Annotated in this window: 12 protein-coding genes and 3 pseudogenes; 9 read left to right on the top strand and 6 right to left on the bottom strand. The window is 58.0% G+C overall.

Features of this window, described 5'->3' with window-relative positions; translation table 11 throughout:
• Nucleotides 1-1,475: 1,475 nt before the first annotated feature.
• The 4 genes and pseudogenes from C2L64_RS13560 to C2L64_RS13540 form a co-directional block, all read right to left on the bottom strand.
• The gene (locus C2L64_RS13560) at nt 1,476-2,282 is read right to left on the bottom strand and encodes a hypothetical protein (protein WP_090838646.1); all 807 of its coding nucleotides are present in this window, start codon (nt 2,280-2,282) and stop codon (nt 1,476-1,478) included.
• A 57-nt stretch (nt 2,283-2,339) separates the two neighbouring features.
• Complete coding sequence (locus C2L64_RS13555; RefSeq protein WP_090838644.1) at nt 2,340-2,795, bottom strand: hypothetical protein; 456 nt, start codon at nt 2,793-2,795, stop codon at nt 2,340-2,342.
• Between the two features lie 63 nt (nt 2,796-2,858).
• Entirely contained in the window at nt 2,859-3,956 is a 1,098-nt protein-coding gene (locus C2L64_RS13550) for an integrase domain-containing protein (RefSeq protein ID WP_090838642.1), read from the bottom strand.
• 1,605 nt (nt 3,957-5,561) lie between these two features.
• Nucleotides 5,562-6,066 (bottom strand): annotated as a pseudogene (locus tag C2L64_RS13540) (hypothetical protein); the annotation flags it as partial.
• Nucleotides 6,067-6,314: 248 nt separating this feature from the next.
• Between C2L64_RS13540 and C2L64_RS13535 the strand changes: the two are divergent.
• The 4 genes and pseudogenes from C2L64_RS13535 to C2L64_RS13520 form a co-directional block, all read left to right on the top strand.
• Entirely contained in the window at nt 6,315-7,709 is a 1,395-nt protein-coding gene (locus C2L64_RS13535; RefSeq protein WP_090838640.1) for a phosphomannomutase/phosphoglucomutase, read from the top strand.
• 83 nt (nt 7,710-7,792) lie between these two features.
• A pseudogene (locus tag C2L64_RS56580) lies at nt 7,793-8,638 on the top strand (IS110 family transposase); the annotation flags it as partial.
• Nucleotides 8,639-8,776: 138 nt separating this feature from the next.
• Entirely contained in the window at nt 8,777-9,166 is a 390-nt protein-coding gene (locus C2L64_RS56270) for an IS66 family transposase (RefSeq protein ID WP_090838638.1), read from the top strand.
• Nucleotides 9,167-9,803: 637 nt separating this feature from the next.
• Nucleotides 9,804-9,920, top strand: a pseudogene (locus tag C2L64_RS13520) (transposase); the annotation flags it as partial.
• A 95-nt stretch (nt 9,921-10,015) separates the two neighbouring features.
• Here the strand turns inward: C2L64_RS13520 and C2L64_RS13515 are convergent.
• Complete coding sequence (locus C2L64_RS13515) at nt 10,016-11,338, bottom strand: IS5 family transposase (RefSeq protein ID WP_090838636.1); 1,323 nt, start codon at nt 11,336-11,338, stop codon at nt 10,016-10,018.
• A 779-nt stretch (nt 11,339-12,117) separates the two neighbouring features.
• Here C2L64_RS13515 and C2L64_RS13510 point away from each other — a divergent pair.
• The 5 genes from C2L64_RS13510 to C2L64_RS13490 all read left to right on the top strand — a co-directional run bounded on the left by C2L64_RS13510 (nt 12,118) and on the right by C2L64_RS13490 (nt 17,270).
• Nucleotides 12,118-12,249: an ATP-binding protein gene (locus C2L64_RS13510; RefSeq protein WP_407671719.1), complete on the top strand. Its 132-nt coding sequence runs from the start codon at nt 12,118-12,120 to the stop codon at nt 12,247-12,249.
• A gap of 447 nt (nt 12,250-12,696) precedes the next feature.
• The gene (locus tag C2L64_RS13505) at nt 12,697-13,158 is read left to right on the top strand and encodes a helix-turn-helix domain-containing protein (RefSeq protein ID WP_079503012.1); all 462 of its coding nucleotides are present in this window, start codon (nt 12,697-12,699) and stop codon (nt 13,156-13,158) included.
• Nucleotides 13,155-13,703 carry an IS630 family transposase gene (locus C2L64_RS13500; protein ID WP_090838632.1) on the top strand — a complete coding sequence of 183 codons (549 nt, stop codon included), beginning with the start codon at nt 13,155-13,157 and terminating at the stop codon, nt 13,701-13,703. Before C2L64_RS13505 ends, C2L64_RS13500 begins: the two co-directional genes overlap by 4 nt.
• 1,033 nt (nt 13,704-14,736) lie before the next feature.
• A complete protein-coding gene (locus C2L64_RS13495) occupies nt 14,737-15,954 on the top strand; it encodes a pectate lyase family protein (protein ID WP_143055816.1) in 1,218 nt (405 codons plus the stop codon).
• A 272-nt stretch (nt 15,955-16,226) separates the two neighbouring features.
• On the top strand, nt 16,227-17,270 hold the full coding sequence (locus C2L64_RS13490; protein ID WP_090838629.1) for an IS110 family RNA-guided transposase: 1,044 nt from the start codon (nt 16,227-16,229) through the stop codon (nt 17,268-17,270).
• Between the two features lie 897 nt (nt 17,271-18,167).
• Here C2L64_RS13490 and C2L64_RS13475 read toward each other — a convergent pair.
• Entirely contained in the window at nt 18,168-18,599 is a 432-nt protein-coding gene (locus C2L64_RS13475) for a hypothetical protein (protein ID WP_090838623.1), read from the bottom strand.
• Nucleotides 18,600-19,302 lie beyond the last annotated feature (703 nt).

The following is a 19,302-nucleotide window of genomic DNA, read 5'->3' as shown; positions in this document are numbered from 1 at the left end:
GGGAGAGGAGGCAAAGCATCGCGCTTCAATGCGATGCCGGTTCCCGACGCGTACTTTGTCTCTCAATTCGACGGCGGTGGGCCACAGGCGATCGTCCATGCCTAGTCCGTCTTGCCTGGGCATCACGTCGCAGTCTTCTGAGTGAACCTCCATGGGCGCCCTGACGATCTCCACCGGCGCGACTTGACTTTGCGATTTCGAGTGGAGACTGGTTTGGCGAACGTCCTCCGGAAAGAGGCGATCGCTGAACTCATTAACCAGGAGAGTTGAGATGACGAGTGATGAAGCACCCACGTGCCAGCGTGACCAGTGTCCCCTGTGTGCCGCATGCCAACGCAGTGTTGAAACGCTTGCGCACGGAGCACGCGGACAGCAATGTGCCCGGAAACACACGATTGCCGGATCCATAAAAGAGCAAGGGCTCGGGCGAGCGGCGCGTTGCTCCAATTGCCGCATCTGCGTGGTGGGAGGCGCCGAAGGACGGGACACCTGGATCGCCTCCTATGTCCGTACGAAATTCAGAACGATTGCGGGCGAGGCCTTCCCAATCTCCCGCCACACCGCTGACTGTTTAGCCAACGCACTGCAGGATCGTTTTCTCTCGGATACGGATGCCGTATTGAAACGAATCCTTGATCTTGCTGCGCTTCGGTATCTGCGTGACGGCTCAAGTACCGTTACGCTGGAGGACGTTGGGGTTGCCTTGCGCTCTCTCGCGTCCTCGCACCGATGACAAAGGTGTCATGCTGCGGCCGGTACTGGCGAGAAATGCCGGTTGGTACGCCCTGAGAGGCTGGCCGGGCTGTGGTCTGGATCCGGCCCGGCGCACAGGGGATCAACCTTGAATTCGCGACTGAAGCGGTGGCACATCGACGCTTTGTTGACCTAGATAGGTATGCTAATGAATGGTAGTCGCAACCCGCCACAACATGATCGCCATGACTTTCGCCGAAAAGGTCGTCGATTTTCCCTCGCTCACCGTCGTGCTCGTAAGCTCGGCGGCTCGTTTGGCGCTGTGATCGTTCGCTGGATTGTTGATGCAGTGTGCGTTCGTTTGACGCAGCCCAGCGCTTGCGATCGGCGCGGCGTCGGCGCCGCGAGCGTTTCGGGTGAGTGAGGAATTTGGCACTTTCGCGGGGTCAAGGACAAGTCCGAAGTGTGCTTGTCCCCGATGCGCAGTCGGAGAACCCGAACCGGAACGGTACCGCGAGCCATGTGGTGGATGGAACAACTAATAACTGTATGCCCATACAGCATCATGCCGCAGCCGCAAGTCAAGCCGGTTTGAAATCGTGCTTCGCACGACGCGCTCTACCTCCCCGGCATGAATATCGAGGCTTCACGCGCATCCCGGTGAAAAAGTGGCGCCGCCGGCGACTAAAGGCCAATTAACGGCGCGGATCAACGGACCTCGAGTGGATGTGGGCCGTTGATCCGCCTTGCAGCTTCGTTACCCGGAGGCGTATTAAAAGCCCTTAATCGAGTGCCTCTGTCCTCGCGCGCTTACGGTTCGCAGTTGGCGCGCATTCGGCACGCCACTCGTCCTGGGAAATGCACGGTAGTCCGAGTGTGTCGGCGACGCGTTTGAACGCATCAGCAGTGCCCAGCAGATCGCGCTGGGCGATTACCTTATGAGCGAGCGCATGCATGATCTTTTCAGGCGCACCATTGACCCGCGCCGAGGTCAACTCCGTTTCGAAATCGACCGCGCGGTTCAAGACAGCGGCGATCGGCATCTTGAATTGTTGCGCCTTCGCGAAAGATGTTGACACCGGGAGCACAGCCTCGGGCGTTACCGTGATTTGGGCTTCACGGGCATATTCAAGGACTGGCGGGTAGACGTCGTCAAGCCGGGTGTCTGCCGGAACGTCGGTAGCGAGAATCCGGATACAGGCCGGAACCACGCCCGCCGCGCAAATCGAGGTAAGCGTTTCTACGGCAGCCTGCTGTGACGCGGTATCGGGGGACACCGAGACAATGATCGTTTTCAGTTCGGTAAGAACGTGACGCCTCAACTGGATAAACGCGATCATGGCGTTCCGATGCTCAGTCGGGACGTCGATGATGCCTCCGCGCGGGGAAGTCATCATGGTGCAGTAATGATCCTGAAGCGCATTTTCGCTTTCTGTCAGACGTGTGTTGTTGTTCACGTGCTCACCGTGTCCATCGAGCGGGCCCGGTTTCAGGAGCAAACCTCCCGTCTGTGCGTGAAGGATTTGCGCCGCCGATGCTTGCGCTGCGCTGTTCGAGCTTTGAAAGTGAGCCACAATCAGATGAGTCATTATCGTTCCTGCAAGGGTGGTTAGTGGAGGTATCGAATGTGTTAAGCGCGTTGCTTCTTACGTGACGGAGTCTTCGATGCGAGCTGGATCGCTGGCGCACGCTTCGTGCTTGGTCCGGCGTCTGCGACTTCGGGCGAGTTGCGAGTACTCGAGCGGTTGGTACGTTCGAGAGCGGAATGCATCCCATTGGCGATTCTGGACGGGGCGACGAATGCGCGGGATCACAATGGAGCGCAAGATCTTGGCGTTGTAGCCCGCGTGCAGGCACACGAGAAGGACGGCGCTCAGGGCGATCAGGGCGTCATCGACGTGCCAATCCCGGTAGTCGAGAGACGTCGCGTACGCGCGAAGCGATTCCTCCGGAATGTCAGGGATGGAAGATGGCATCGTGCCGCGCGATTGCAAAAAAGCTTCGAACTGGAGCCATAACGGCAGCAGTGTCTGGGCTGCTTTGTCGCTGCTGTACCGGGATAGCGCAATGCGAGCTTCCTCTGAGAGTCTGGATTCCAACACTTCTTGTTTACCTCCTATAGACAGATGGATCGTGGTGGGTGGTTAGTCGATTTGTAATGCTAATTATTGAAAATTGCGTTCACGCTGAAACCTCGCGTGATTCGTCTGGGCGCGGCGTCCGCGCGCCGACCGTCGACGCCTATGTTCGGCACCATTGCCTAGCTGCGCCCGGTCGCCCGCGCTGGCCATTGCAGGCATTGAGCGGTTTCTTTTGGTCGTTTTCTCCAATGGTACGAAGTCGCTGGGTAACTGCATCTTTTCGGGAAACCGGTGCCGGATCTGCCAGCAGTAAACTTCGAGAATCATCTTCACGCGTGACGGACCGTGCCCAAGGCGGTCCGATAGCTGGGTCAGTACCTCAACGGGTGGCATCCCCCGATCGAGTGCGGCATTGCCAAAATCGACTGCATAGGTAAATCTCAGGCTGTGACTTCCGAGCTCTTTGCGCATCGGCAATTGGTCAAAGCGGGACTTCAGGCGGGCCTTTGCACTTTTGAGGTCATCGTTGCAGCCGGTGATAAGTTCAAAGTCGCGACTGCGGCAGAACGCCAGCGCTGCGTTGATCGCGTCGAGCGTTTCCTCGACGTGATCCTCAAGCACCTCGGTACGACGCGGACGCCCGTTCTTGGCGCCGCGTTCGATGGGCAGACGTCGATTTCCCTGCAGGATCAGTTCTCGCCAGGTTTCCAGCGACTTGCCGCACATGAGTGCTTCGCGCATGCGAAGTCCCAGCCAACGCATCAGGCGAATCACGTGCACGACACCGTCATCGAGCTTTTGTGCCGCGGCGAGCAGTTCGCTGAACTCCTGCGGCGTGCGAGCACGGTGCTTGCCATGCCGATCCCGTCGCTCAAGCTGGAGAGCCCGGCTGCGGGTTGAGTGGGACATATCCTGTCCGGCCGTATCCTGTATCACGGAGAGCGACGCCCGATAGTTTGCGAGCGTGCCAGGCTTCATCGCCCCCGCAACCAGGAACCAGACAAAAAACTCGAGCATCCAGTCTTCCGCTTCGTTGACTGCTTCCAGCGTGTGACCAATCCGGGCCGCGAAACGCGAAAACTCGCTCCAGTGCAAGCGACGGTGTTTCTGCGAATCTTTGCTTCCGCCGGCTTCGCGGCTCATCTGTGCGGCATGGTTCACGCCTTTTGATCTTCGACCCATGGAACTCCTTTCCTGTGGCTGGTTGTTAGGTTGTTCCGCCTGTACCTGACCTCACGCGCGGGCGGGGACGCGAATGAGGGCACCCTGTTGCCATCGGTTGCGATGGCGACGTGTCTAAAGAGACACGTGAGTGAAACGAGCAGGTTCAACGAGGGCGCGACGTTGATCTGCTGGCATGCGGGAGTGCAAAGAGATGGGCAGAGGCGGTTTAGCTGATGGTCCCCGGATGGCACCGGTGGAAAGGTCTGCGCGCTGGAAGAGAGAGCCCGGGGCGGGTTGAACACCGCGCGTCGCATGGCGGCGCATTCGATGTTCAACCGCATTCGCGTGCATGCAGCACGTGGGCAATGACGGCTCGCTTGAGGGCGAGCACGAGGTGGGCGGATTCTCGGGTGAGCACGTCACGCCGAGATCGCGCTTGATGGTGTGTGAAAGGATTGATGTGCGCTAGAGCGGCGGCGCAGACCGAAACGGTCGATGAGGTCGACCGTTTCAAGACGCAAAAGAAGCCCGCAAGCGGAGGCATGTGGATGATCCCGGTCGCACCGGGAAGCAACTCACGCCTTCGGATAGGCCCCTTCGCACTTGGAGAAGTAACGTGTGCTGCTCTCGCGCGCGAAAACGTGCATTCCGCGCGAAAAGCAGCACGACCCTTCGGGGAGAGCTTGGCTCCCGCAACGGGTAAGAAACGACGGGCGACTGGTTAATCGCCTATAAACATCAGTCCGCTGGCCAATAGTCCGGCCCGAAGCATGGAAAGCCTTCTTTTAAGTAACCCATATCCGTTGCCCGCGTCTTGCGATACGAGGTTTTCAATGGATTTTCAGCGCCGTCCGCGTGTAGCCAGTCGGTGCCGGCGTAAGGACTTAAGAAGAGTGGGTAATGGCACGCTCGCTCGGCCCCAGGTTTGTCGAACCAAGAGGCGTGAACAATACGAAGCGAGCTGGAAACGCGTGCAGTCACATGCACGCGATGTCCCGTCCGGTCGGCGAAGAAAAAGCTGCTGATCGGGCGGACTCCACGGGGGAGCATCACATTCTTTGGTCTAACCTAGGAAGGCTAGATCAGCATCCCACATAATTTTGGGCAAAAACACCCCCAAACCCCCAAGGAGGGGCTGGATAGGTCGATGCTCGTGACGTGAGCGAACGGTGTGCAGATTAAATATCGATCGCATGGAGGACGTCAAGCGCTTTGTTCGCGCCGTGTGACCGTCCTGCAAGCGATTTCCCAGTCGCTATTCAGCGGTGCGCGCAGAGATGCCCATTCCGGTTGAGCGATCCCCACGGAAGCAAGCACGGCAAGAATGAGGTCTTGAAGAGAACCGGGCAAGAGTGAATGCCGACTGCCTTGCGCAGCATTTCACTTTTTTGGGCGAAAGCGCCCCCAAATCCCCCAAGAAGGGGTTGGATAGGTCGATGCTCCTGACGTGAGCGAATAGTGCGCTGGCTAAATGTCAATCGCATGGGGCCTGAGATGTGCCTCGCGTACAGCCAGGGCGTGTTCACGCGCACGGCAGATGCGCCGCGCGGCTCTATGCTCACGCCCCCGCGCGAACAACGCGCGCTTCATCTGCTGCAACGCCCCATGGGGCGTCACAAAATGCAGTAAGTTTTCCGCGGTCGCCGTCGTCATGCTCATGAGCAATTGCGGCTTGCTGTAGGTCATGCTCTGCAGCCACGCGTTGATCACGCCGACAAGCGGCTCGCGAAACAGCATCGTGACGGCAAACCCGGCGAGCATCGGGCCGACGAGGGGATCGGTGACACCCGCGGCAATTCCCGCCCACGTCAGCGGCAGCGCGACAGCCGATACCGAAAGCCGCAACGCGAACGCGCTGCCGAACACGGTGCCGAGCTGGTCGGGTTGACGATGCACGATGGTTGGCACGAGAATCTCCGCGCCGCAGACCCATGTAATCGGCGGCAGGACGAGCAAAAGCGTATTGGCGTATTGCCACTTGCCGAACAGGTCGGACGAAGTAGCGCGCCAGCACGCCGCTGATCGCGATCGCGAGGCCGATCTGCGTGAACCGCTCGAGGGCAAGCCTGACCAGGATTGCGACAGCGAGCGTGACGTCGGGATTCGTAAAACGCTTAAGCGCCGGCATCCGCATGGCGACCGTTTGCTGTCTGCGGGCACGGGAGGTGCACACGTAGTCTGCAAATTGGCATGCCCAGCCGAACGAACAATGCGGCAACTTTGTGAGACTGGGGCATCTAAGCATTAGAATGATGCCAGTAAGGCGACGCTGAAAAGCGCAATTATAAGTTGTATCCGGACCGCTTCCGGCAAGGCACAGTGCCATGACCACGCTGTGTCAACCAAATTTTCCATTGCACGTAAGTGAGCCAATCCATGATCTCGCAATCCATATTCAAGGCATATGACATCCGCGGAGTGATCGGCAAGACGCTCGACGCCGAAACCGCGCGTTCGATCGGTCGCGCATTCGGCAGCGAAGTGCGCGCACAGGGCGGCGAGGCCGTCGTCGTCGCGCGCGACGGCCGGCTCTCCGGTCCCGAACTGATCCAGGCGCTGTCGGACGGCCTGCGCGCGGCGGGTGTCGACGTGGTCAACGTCGGCATGGTGCCGACGCCCGTCGGTTATTTTGCGGCCAGCGTGCCGCTCAAGCTCGACGGCGGCGAGCGCCGCGTTGATTCATGCATCGTCGTCACGGGCAGCCACAATCCGCCCGACTACAACGGCTTCAAGATGGTGCTGCGCGGCGCGGCCATCTACGGCGAGCAGATTCAGGGGCTGTACAAGCGCATCACCGAAAACCGCTTCGAAAGCGGCAGCGGCACTTATCAGGAGTACGACATCGCCGATGCGTACCTTGAGCGCATCACGAGCGACATCAAGCTCGCGCGGCCGCTGAAGCTGGTCGTCGATACGGGCAACGGCGTCGCGGGCGGTCTCGCACCGCGCCTGTTCAAGGCGCTCGGCTGCGAGCTGGTCGAGTTGTTCACGGAGATCGACGGCAACTTCCCGAATCACCACCCGGACCCGGCGCACCCGGAAAACCTTCAGGACGTGATCCGCGCGTTGAAGGAAACGGACGCCGAGATCGGCTTCGCATTCGACGGCGACGGCGATCGCCTGGGCGTCGTGACGAAGGACGGCCAGATCATTTATCCGGACCGCCAGCTGATGCTGTTCGCCGAAGAAGTGCTGTCGCGCAACAAGGGTGCGCAGATCATCTACGACGTGAAGTGCACGCGCAATCTGGCGACGTGGATCAAGGAGAAGGGCGGCGAGCCGCTGATGTGGAAGACGGGCCACTCGCTCGTGAAGGCGAAGCTGCGGGAAACAGGCGCCCCGCTTGCGGGCGAAATGAGCGGCCATGTGTTCTTTAAGGACCGCTGGTATGGGTTCGATGACGGCCTGTACACAGGGGCGCGGTTGCTGGAAATTCTTGCGCGCGTGCAGGATCCGAGCAAGCTGCTCAATGACCTGCCGAATTCGCATTCCACGCCGGAACTGCAGCTGAAGCTTCAGGAAGGCGAGAATTTTGAACTGATCGCGCGTTTGCAGAAGAGTGCGACGTTTCCTGACGCCGATCAGGTTGTGACTATTGACGGCTTGCGCGTCGAGTATCCGGATGGGTTCGGGCTCGCGCGGTCTTCTAATACGACGCCCGTCGTTGTCATGCGGTTTGAGGCCGACAATGATGCGGCTTTGAAGCGGATTCAGGAAGATTTTCGGCGCGTGATTCTGGCTGAGAAGGCTGACGCTAAGTTGCCGTTCTGAGATGCTATGGGAGGGCTGTGTAAGTAAGCCCGCCGGAGTAAAACGGGATTCGCAGACTCGTTTTCTCCAAAGGGGCACGCGAAATGGACGCGTCTCGCACAGCCCTCCGTGGGCAGAATACGAGGGCAGGCCGCCGGCTGTACATGGCCTTTGAACTGGGCGAGAAGAGCTGGAAGCTCTCACTGGGTGATGTCAGCGCGCGCCCAGCCGCTGTACGGTCGCCGTAGGCGATACCACCGCGGTCCTCACCGCCATCGCGAACGCCAGGGCACGGCTGCCACCTCAGCGCCGACGCACCCGTCTACAGCTGTTATGAGGCGGGGCGCGACGGCTTCTGGCTGCACCGCTGGCTGACTCAACAGGCCATTGCCAATCTCGTGGTGATTCGGCCAGTATCGAGGTGAACCGGCGTGCCCGTCGCGCGAAGACGGACCGGCTTGACAGCGACAAGCTGCTGCCCATGCTGATGCGTTATCTCACCGGCGAGCGACGGGTATGGGTGGTTGCACGCATCTCGACGCCCGAGCGGAAGACGACCGGCGCCTGCACCGCGAGCTCGAACGCCTGCGCAAGGAGCGCACCGCGCACACCAACCTATAAGACTTCCCTTTTGGATCCGCTCCCTGCTCGTGCTGCATAACCTTCGGGTCCGGTATGTCGGTGGCCGGATCTGGACGCACTGGTGGACCCGGCAGCGCGAGCAGTTGCCGCCAGGCCTGCGCGCCGAGATTGAACGCGAGTGTGAGCGGCTCACGCTGCTCCGCCAGCAGATTCGCCGGCTCGAAGTGCAGCAGGACCAGCAGGTGCGCAGCGGCGCGCACCCCGGCATGGCCCTGCTGGCACGGCTTGTGGGCATCGGTACCGGCAGCGTCTGGACCCTGGTCAGGGAACTGTTTGGCTGGCGACAGTTTCGCAACCGCCGGGAGCTTATCCAAAGTCCGGCGGTGCAGCTGACGAAACGAAACTCAATATCCTGGGAACGAATCTTTATGCGTGGGTCCTCACAGACGGTCGCCGTGCCGTATCCTGGCTGACTCAGACGCGGGAAACGACGGTTCTGCGGTGTTTTGGTTTCCGATTTCTATGGCGGCTACGATACCTTTGCCTGCCGACAGCAAAAATGCCTAGTGCATCTAAGAGACATCAATGAAGATCTTTGGAAAAATCCGTTCAACCAGGAGTATGAAAAGTTTCTTGCTAAAGGGAGCAATTTGTTTGTACCAGTATTTGATGATGTATATAAATATGGTTTGAAGAAACGTCACTTGGAAAGCACGCGAAAGCCGTTGATCGTTTTCGAAAAAACGATCAATGTTAATTCGACGTGTGAACTCATAGAGAAGTATCGCAAGAGGTTCGCACGATATCGGGAATCGCTGTTCACTTTCCTTGAAGGCGATGGAATTCCATGGAACAACAACATGACTGAACGGGCCATACGTCATCTTGCGATCTAACGAAAAATATCTGGGTTCTTTGCAAAGGCTGGAGCAGAACGATATTTGATTCTTCTTGGTATTGCGCAAAGTTGTCGATTTCAGGAGAAATCGTTCTTGCGTTTTCTATTGTCCGGCGAAATAGACATAGACAAATTTAATGAAAAAAACACCCCCAAGGAATAGCAAAGCAAATATATGATGTTGCAGTCAAAGCCTGCCAGTATCAATCTTAAAGTCGGTTCACTGTTCCATATCCTAGGCCGTCGGTGGAATTTCAACCGAGCGGCGGGTTTCGGGCAAGCATTTGAAACTTGCGAATGACGGGCCTTGGCCGACCCCGGTCCGACACAGACCTCGATAGGCCGCTTATCGCAGCGAATATGCGATCGGCATAAATCGGACCCGATGCTGCCGGTCGAGTCGCCACAGTTCCAAGGGTGGTATCGGAGCGGATACGGTCGTTTCGCGCCGTCACTCCTGGACAAGTGATCGGCCATGAGGCTGCCGCACGCAGACCACTACTCACATTCCCTGCCCCGAAGCCTAACGCTTAGGTCAGCTTGAGCGAGGCCCTCGCTCCACTCTCATACAGCTCGTCCTCGCCGATAGGTCGCCGGTCTGCTGCTGTTGGTCTTAAGTGTCATCGTCAAAGCCAGATCGGCCAGCCTCCCTTCTGAAAACAATACCCGGAATCGGGGCGCTGACGGCATCGGCCCTGGCAGCCTCCATTGGCAACGCCCACGCCTTTCGCAGCGGCAGGGAACTCGCTGCATGACTGGGTCTGGTCCCACGCCAGCATTCCTCGGGTGGCACTGCGCGCTTGCTGGGTAGTCCGCCCTGAATAAAGCGTTTTGGTCGTCGCCGGCGTCAGACGACGGCCGTTGTCTGATCGACAGAAACGAACAGCGCCACAAGAACGAGGGCGCAAAAAAGCCGCAGTTTCCTGAGGATCATGCGCAGGTTGTGGCCAGCGCCGCACAGCACCGCGTGCATCGCGTCGCCGAGCGTACCCTTAAGCCAGTTCCGATCGAGCTTTCCATCCGTCTTCATGTGGCCGATCGCTGGCTCGATCGCACTGCGCCGCCTGATCATCGCCCGTAATCCCCTTGTAATGCCTCGCCGCAGCCCCGGGTGGTAGATCTTCACCCCTTCGATGTCTACGCCCTTGTAGCCGCGGTCGACGACGGCGATTTCCGGCGTGATGTCGCTCAGGATTGCCGCCTGCTCCAGCGCTTCTGCAAGGGTGTGGCCGTCGTAAGGGTTGCCCGGCATCGAGCGCATGCCAACGACCAGGCCTTCCTTGTGCGTCGTTGTGATCGACACCTTCACACCAAACTCATACGGCGTGCGCGCCTTGCCTTTGGCCAGACACTCCACCTCTGGCGCATGCAGTGCGTAGAGCTTGTTTTTGTCTTTTGTCTTTTGCGACAGGATCCGCTTCGTGCGCCCAATCAGTTCCTGCAAGGCCACACGGCTTCCTTCGGATACCGAATCGACCTGCCGCTCCACGTCACGCATCACCCGACCCACACGCGAGCGCAGCGTACGCAACGCCTTCTTCATGCGTTTGTACTGCTTCGCATGGGCGTAGCGGCCAATCTGACGCTCCAGGTGCGGCGCCTCGCGGTTGTAGTTCTGCCGCAGCTTCAGGCTATGCCGCGCAGCCGCCTTTACCAGATGTTCGCGACACCGCTCAAGCAAGCGGGAATCGGTTGGATGGGCAATCGCCTTCTCCATGACCGTCGTGTCTACAATCACGCGCTTCACGCTTGCAGCCTTGATCACGCCAGCACGTTTTGCTGCCTCGATCGTTTCGGCCAGCAACTCTTCGACGCCGGCTTCGCCCAGCCGCTTGCGCCAGCGCGTCAGGCTCGATGGATCGATTGGCGGTTCGGTCTGCAGGTAGGTCTCGCCAGTGAAAACCTGCCAATACGGGTTTTCCACCCATTGCCAGACGACCTCTTCGTCGGACAGGTCAAACCCGTGCTGCAGATACAGCAGACCGGCGATCAGCTTGGGCGATGTAGCCGGGCGCCCCTTGCGCGACACGAAGCTTTCGCTCATCGCGACGCCCAGCCGATCCCAGTTGATGAGGTCGGCCAGCCGTACCAGCGGATGTTTCAGATTGATCTGTTCACGCAGCGGCTGCCGGAAGAAATCTCCTTCTTTCACAGGCGTCTTCGGACCCATCCGTACCTCGCCAGAATTTGCAGGATTCTCACGTTAATTTGCCAGGTTCCTGCAAATCTCACAACACAATTTTGGCCTCAAAGCTCCGCTGCACGAGGCTCGCCGATTTGTTCAGGCTCGACTGGGTATCAGCAAGCGCGGCGATACGGCTTTACGAACCCTTCTGATTCACGCAGTGCCCACGCGGTTATCCGCATGGCAGCCCTCAAGCCCGAGATGGCTGATTCCTGGCTGATGAAACTGTGTCGACGCCGACACAAAAACATTGCCGCCGCTCGCGGCAAAGATGCGCGTACCTTCCAGAGGTTGCTTGAGCAGACTTCATTCGATGACAGAACGGACCGTGGTGGGCCAAACCCGCTTTGCACCACGGGCAACCAGGCCCGAGGCTGTGATGGGGTACCCCATTCGCGGATATTCATCGTGGCCCGGCAGTGAGTGCTGTGTGAATCGAGCCCGGATACATGGCTGCAACCTCGACCCAAGTTCAGAAAACGGAGACTGCTTGACAACAGGGAGTCGTCCATACGTGGTGCAAATTGGGTGGCAGGCGAGAAATCGCGGATTTTTCCGAGACCTCAACGAGCTGAAAGAAGCGCCATCCAGATCGAGGGCGAAGTGATATCTTTGAGGTGCTCTCTCGTGAGAGCGAAAGTGGCCTTTGCGAATGCGATGCGTCAGTTCGATGCCATAGAGGGTAGGGCCTCGTTCCGGAACCGCTTGAACCCGGGCATATCGAGTACCTCTTTGAGCCGTTCTATACGACAAAGACTACCGGTTTGGGGATGGGTCTATCGATCTGCCGTGCAATCATCGAAGCAAATGGCGGTCGATTGTGGGCCCGCGCAGATGTACTCAGCGGCGCTATCTTTGAGTTCACGACACCCGTCCATTCGGCTGTTTCGTCGTAAAAGGGTCTCGCGTTCCGTACCGTCGAGTATCCCATCGTCAGCGGCGCTGTTGCGACGTTTGCTCGTCAGCGCTCGCGTCCGAGCGCGATGCGCCGGCGATTACGGGGTGTCGCGCCGAATCCGAAACGTCGAAAAGGGTTGTCGACAAGGAACATTCGCCCGACGACCATTCCTGAAATTTGGGAAGCTGAGCATGATGTAGCCATCGAACTCGATGCGGCGATCAAGTGACGCACGCAACCGATGCTGCGATTCGAGACCCTCTAGTACGCCTGGATCTTCTTGGGCGCGGATCGAAGTCATGCACACGACTGCCAATGGACATTTGACGTGCGCGAGTCGGGTCCATCGGTCCACTGCTAATCAATTCGACGACCTCAATAAGTGATCCTGGTAAAACTGCTTGGAATTCGGTAACCTGGATTTTTCCCTGGTGCCGAGGTGTCGATGAAATGCCGTGTGAAGCTTGTGAAGGCTGAGGAGATCACATTGCAGGAGATGGCGATCAATCACCGGTTCAAGAACACACGCAGACGCGCCACTGGTATTTTGATGCTCGCTCGTGGGGATAAGCCAAAGGTCGTCTGTGAAGCCCTCGGTGTGAGCGACCAGGCTGTCTACAACTGGGCTCACGCGTGGCGTATTGGAGGCGTTTGCGCGCTCATGGGCGGTCACAACGGTGGTCGGCCGCGTGCACTTTCCGATGACGTGGTCGCTATCGCGCTGGAGATTGCGCGGGCAGAGCCACTTACCCTGGTCCAGATAGCTCGACGCGTTGAGCAGGCACAGGCCCAGGCGCTGCCCTGCAAGATAGAAACGCTGGGTGAAGCCCTCAAGCGTGCGGGCTTCACTTTCAAGCGCAACCGCTTCTCGCTGAAAAAAAGCGCAATGAACGGGAGTTCGAGATGAAACAGGCCACGCTTGAGAAGCTTCAGGTCGCCGCGCGCGATGGCCAGTGTCGCCTGTTCTATTTCGACGAGGCCGGCTTTTGCGGATCACCGCCTGTGCAGCGTAGCTGGTCACCACGTGGACTGCCCCATGCCATTGAGCCCAACCACCATTGTCGACGCAATGTGATGGGCGCACTGAACTTCGCTGAGAACAGTTTCGTCCATGCAGCAAGCAGCCATACCGTCAAAGGGCCTCACGTTGAGGGTTTTCTCAATGACCTGATCTGTCAGGGCGATGGTAGACCGATCGTGATCGTGCTCGACAACGCGAGCATTCATCACGGGATCGATCAGGTCACACTGGACCGCTGGTTCATCGAACACAAAGCACTCCTGTTTTATCTACCGCCGTATAGCCCCGAACTGAATCTCATCGAGATCGTATGGAAGCACTTCAAGTACCACTGGCGGCGATTCGCGACCTGGACGAAAGAAACCATCGATGCGGAGCAGGAAATTCTGCTCAACGGATATGGTTCGAAATTCCAAGTAAATTTTTCGTGAACACTTATAAGCAAATACCTTGCTTATCGACCTTGCTCCAATCTGTATTTCATATCGCAAAAAAGCGCAGCGAAAACTCGCATCTCTTGTCAGATTGTCACAATGTGGAGGGATGGAGGGAGAAACTGATATCGTCGGCGCACTTTTCCAACCTACTTTCCACGTCATTATAAAGTTGTCAAGCCACAACCCGGTGTTGTTAAAAAACATTTCGCTAATTTAACGTTAATCCACGGACGGGCGCCTTAATTTCGTAGATCAGATAGGCGATTCTTGGCTAGATGACCCGATGTGGTTCGGGTTAGTGCTTATCCGCAGGATTTCAACCTGCGTTACAAGGGGGAAAATGCATATAATCACAACTGCAGGATGGCCGCAAATTATACCGTAGTGTCAGAAGAGTGCCGCAATTATTGCGGCATGATCTATGTATGTGGCTCGACAACGTGGGTGGGAACTAACGGTTTTTGCAGTCCCGTGGCGGCGAGCATGAAATGTTGAAAGAAGTAAATCCAATCTGACCCTCAGCAGGCCTAAATCAATGGCTGACTTTGGAAGTCGATTGCCTTATTTGCAGTGGCCGGTTGTCTGGCCAAATCTTCCGACGCATTACGCGTTCAGGCCGCCGGCGTGCGTAATCTTATCGTCGGCTTTTTGCCGCACGCGTGGCAGGCGGATCATCGACGCTTGATGGAGGTCGATCGATACGTGTCGCAGTCGAAGCATACGGGAGCGTCTCACTGTCCTGTATTGCATTCCGGTGGTGCAATCCAAGGTTTTGCTAACTAATGGGCCTTGCTGATGGGGTGTTTGCACTAATTTTAATTTGTAGTACTAATAGTTTGTGCTAACTGTTGCAACTCAACAGATCTGGCAATCTGACAACCAGAGGCGTCCGCACGCCCATATCTGACGGCATCTTCCGACCGATTTTAAAACATCGCTTCATCAGCGATGAACATGGTCACGCATTCCCCAGATTCATCCTGTCACCACTATAAGTAAGTTCATATCTAACTTTGGGAACAATGGAATGAGACACATTAAGTACTTCTTATTTTCTCTTCTCTCGCTTGCATTTGTTTCAACCGGCCATGCAGCGAGCAATCCGGCTACCGTTACCGTCAACGGCGTGACGTGGACAAAGTGTGCGGACGAGCATGGCACCTGCACTTTCTCCGGCACGCAAAGCGTGCTCTATGGTGCATGGCCTCCGAGTTCTCCTTCGGCAATGTATGCAGTGAACGGCACCTATAGCGGCAGCGTGCCATGTGACAATAGCGCGATGGCCGATCCTGCGGTCGGTTATGTGAAAGCGTGCTATGTCAAGTCAACCACCGCCACGGTTGCAGCGGCTGCGTCTACCAGATACACGCCACCCGCACTGGTCAATCCGGTTAGCCCGATTACTTACGGGGCCAAGTGCAATGGCATAACGGATGACACGGCTGCGTTCCAGAAGGCGGTCAATGCGGGCGACGTGTTGGTTCCTGCCGGCACGTGTGTGATCAACGGCACGGTCAATGTGCGAGCAAGCAACCGTCACATTCAGTGCCAGGGGACCATCCTCAAGCGGAACACGGGCTACAACTACAATATGTTCCTGATCGGCAACGGTACGAATGCCTATACGAATGACAGTATCGTCGAGTGCAACTTCGTGGGCGCAAATACTGTGGCTCCGCAGTACTACGACAACGACACGCGGCATTGGGATATTCCGGTTGAAACGAAGGGTCCTGTCAGCAACTTCTTCCTGGCAGGCAACAGCTTCAAGCAGTTCTTCGGCCAGTCAATGTTCCAGACCTACGGCTCGCCCAATGGCGGTAGCGGCGACCAGATCATCTACAACACGTTTTCAAGCTGCGGCTACTATGGTCCGGTGCTGGTTGCTCACACCAATGGCTACATCGGACACAACACGGTGACCGACTGCGCAGTAGGCATCGAGAACGACAACACCAGCCAGGCGACCGGCCACAACGTAATCGAGTACAACACGATCAACGCTGTATATGGCTATGGCGCACCCCTCATGTCGTCGTCGGTGATGCTGACGGGAGGTGTTGCAGGGAACGCTGACTACTCCACTAATATCGTGCGTAACAACACGGTGTCGGGCAAGAGCAACGCACAGGGTTTCAAAGGCGCTAACATTCCTAGCCGTACCATCATCGGTAAGAACTGGGGCATAAAAGCGGCGCAGTACTCGAACAACACCTGCACGTTGGGATGCTCGGTTACGCCATAATCACTCGTCAGTAAGCGATGGAAGCGGGGCTGGCTGTTCAGGGTGGTGTTGTCGGGCCGTTGCACGTAGGCAGTGCAGCGCCGGAAGCCCCTCTGTCAAGGCCACCGCTTTCCATGCGCCGTCATCAGTTTCGCGGGGCACCTGCATTCCCGCTTTCAACACGAGGCCGCCTCTGTTTGCGGTTCTGATGTGATGGACGACTCCCGCCACCCAGCGAGGGGTTTATGCCAAAGTGGAGAAGTCGTGACCTCCACGGCAAAGGAGCGTTCATCATGAACATAGCGACTGTTGGACTGGACCTGGCCAAGAGCGTGCTGCAGCTTCACGCAGTGGATTCGCATGGCCAAATCGTTGTACGCAAACAGCTCAGACGCGCGGACGTACTTCGGTATTTCGCCACGCTGCAACCGTGCGTAATCGGCATGGAAGCATGCGCCTCGTCGCACTACTGGGGCCGCGAGCTCGCAAAGCTCGGACACACCGTTCGACTGATCGCCCCGCAGTTCGTCCGGCCTTACGTAAAGAGTAACAAGACCGACGCGGCCGACGCCGAAGCGATTTGCGAGGCGATAACGCGACCGAACATGCGATTTGTACCGGTCAAGACGCAGGCGCAACAGACAGTGCTGTCGCTGCATCGCGCACGTGCCGGTCTGGTCAAGTCACGCACAGCACTGGCCAACCAGATCCGCGGGCTTCTCGGCGAGTTCGGTATCGTGCTGCCACAAGGTATCCGGCTGCTTGGCCAACGGGCCATGGCGGCTCTTTCCATCCGGGACGGTGAACATTCTGAGCCGTTCCGGGCGTTAATCCAGATGCTCGTCGAGCACTTGCGCGAACTTGGCAGCAAGGTGGCTGAGCTCGAAGGTCGTATCCGCGCAATCCATCGCACGGATGCGCCCGGTCAACTTCTCGAAACAATACCCGGGATCGGGCCGCTGACCGCTTCGGCCCTGGCAGCCTCGATCGGCAACGCCCGAGCTTTTCGCAGCGGCCGTGAACTTGCTGCATGGCTGGGCTTGGTGCCGCGTCAGCATTCCTCGGGCGGTACCCCACATCTGCTGGGCATCAGCAAGCGCGGTGATACGGCATTACGAACACTTCTGATTCACGGCGCCCGCGCGGTTATTCGTATGGCAGCCAGCAAGTCCGAGATGGCTGATTCCTGGCTGATGAAACTGTGTCGGCGCCGGCACAAAAATATCGCTGCTGTGGCGCTCGCGGCAAAGAATGCACGGACGGCGTGGGCCATGCTGATACGAAATCAGGCCTTTCAGGCAAACCATGTGCCTACGCGATCCAGCGTGACGGGTTGACAGGCCTCGCAATTGGCAGCAAAACAGCGTTCACTTTCCAGAGGTTGCTTGAGCAGACTTCAATTCGATGACAGAACGGTCGGACCGTGGTGGGCCAAACCCGCTTTGCACCATGGGCAAACAAGCCCGAGGTTCTGATGGGGTACCCATTCGCGGATATCCATCGTGGGCCTGCAGCGAGTGCTGCCAACTGAGCCCGGATACATGGCTGCAACCTCGACCTGATGCCAGAAAACTGAGACTGCTTGACAACAGGGAGTCGTCCATACATGGTGCAAATAGGAAAGCCTGTTGAGATGCCCTCTACAGGCAGGACACCTCATCGAGTGGGCAGTGCGGAGCCGGCGGTTGAATGGCCACCTTAGCGTGCGGAGGAAGGACCGGAGTCTGCCGGATGCGGGAGACGCAAGCCGCTCCACTTTTGACTAACGCTGCGCAGGCCGCGGGTCGGCGGGGATAGTGCCGTCGGCACGGCCGAGAAAATACCGGTAGATATCGTCGATGCGCTCAGCGATCGAGGGGTTGTCGCGATAGGCAGGCATTCCGCGTGACGGCTCGCCGTCAAGGACCATCCGATCAAACATCTCACGGCTCTGAGTACGCGCGTACTCAACAATCGAGGGTGCCGCCAGCCCCCCCATAGTCCTTGCCATGGCAGCGGGAGCAATCGACGGCGCGCAAGGCACGCCATGTGCTGACGATGGCGTCATCGGTCAGTTGGGAACCTGTGCGTTCGGCCTCCGCATCGGCCCGGGCCGGCATGGCAACCGCAATCACGACGACAACCGCACAGCACCTCGGCATGATTGTCGACAATGCCGGCATCTTTCGACAGCGCTGCGTGCCGAGCTGGTGTGTGTCGTCGCTGGCGAGCGTATGTTCGGAGGGCGCGCGTATTCAATGGTAAATCGTCGTAGACGACTGCAGCTTCATCAACACGCCGCTTTTGAATCGGAACCAGCCCTGCGAGCTTTGCATCACGACTTCATCGTCTCGCCAGAACACGCGCTTGACCGTTATTCGCTTACCCGAGCGCTGCACAAGTGGCGGATGATGGCGAAAGTCGTAGAGCACCGGGCCGGAATCGGTCTGCACAAGCGCTCGCGTGACGGTGTGATTTGCGTCACCGACGTCGTCGAAATGCATGAGCGCGTTAGCGCTGAAGCGATCGAAAATTTCCTTGTCGAGCATCCCGGCGAAATCGCGGTCGACGCGCACGAATTGCAGTTCGCCCGAGGGCGTGACGAGCGAGTCGGATTCGTTGCTTTGCGCACGAACACAAGGCACGAAACAGGTGGCCGCGAGCACGGCGAGGAACCATCGTCTCATGTTTTCCTTCAGATTTAGCCGAGTCCCTGACTACGAGCACTACGGGCAATCGCGTTTTTGGGGAACATTGTCGTCATTTTGGTGGAGATGTCGGAGGTCTTCAACTGGCCGCACCGGTCTCACAATGAAAGGCTCCGATCGACCCTCAGCGGTCCTTCGAACTGCCGGGTGTCGAGAGACCGGTTTGCGAGGTCAACTGGTCCCTGACGCCCATATTCCTGATGCACGAAGTTTCGATACGCTTGAAGATCGGATACGCTCGCGACGACGAACTTCTGACCGGGTCAGTCTGACTGATCGCGCGTGATCCTGTTTTGTTCGAATGTCGGAGCACCGGCGCGGATGGCGGGGGGCAAGCACCCGCTGCAGGTTGACGGATGGCGAACAGGTCAATGCACTCGTAAGCCTCACTCCCAGGTCTGCCCACTTCACGCCATATGGCGGCTGGGCAGGGCTGACGCATCGCATAGAGTTGAAGGATGTCCTCACACATTTTCGCCAAGTGGGGGAATGCCGCAATCACGTCCGTGTCACGTGTCGTTGCCTGTTGATCTGGGATCACTTTCGCCATTCCGGTTCCTTGAGCCAGGGCGCGCCATTGGGCCTCTCGAACCTCCAATCAGTATCCGCCGAACTGCGCGGCGGCACTTGAAACAATGTAGAGGTTCTTGATTGCCGTGATGACCTCTGGCGAAGAGTGCTG

The organism is Paraburkholderia hospita, from assembly GCF_002902965.1.
Lineage (GTDB): Bacteria > Pseudomonadota > Gammaproteobacteria > Burkholderiales > Burkholderiaceae > Paraburkholderia > Paraburkholderia hospita.
The sequence above is the reverse complement of the archived record's forward strand: the minus strand, read 5'-3'. Positions and strand labels throughout refer to the sequence as shown.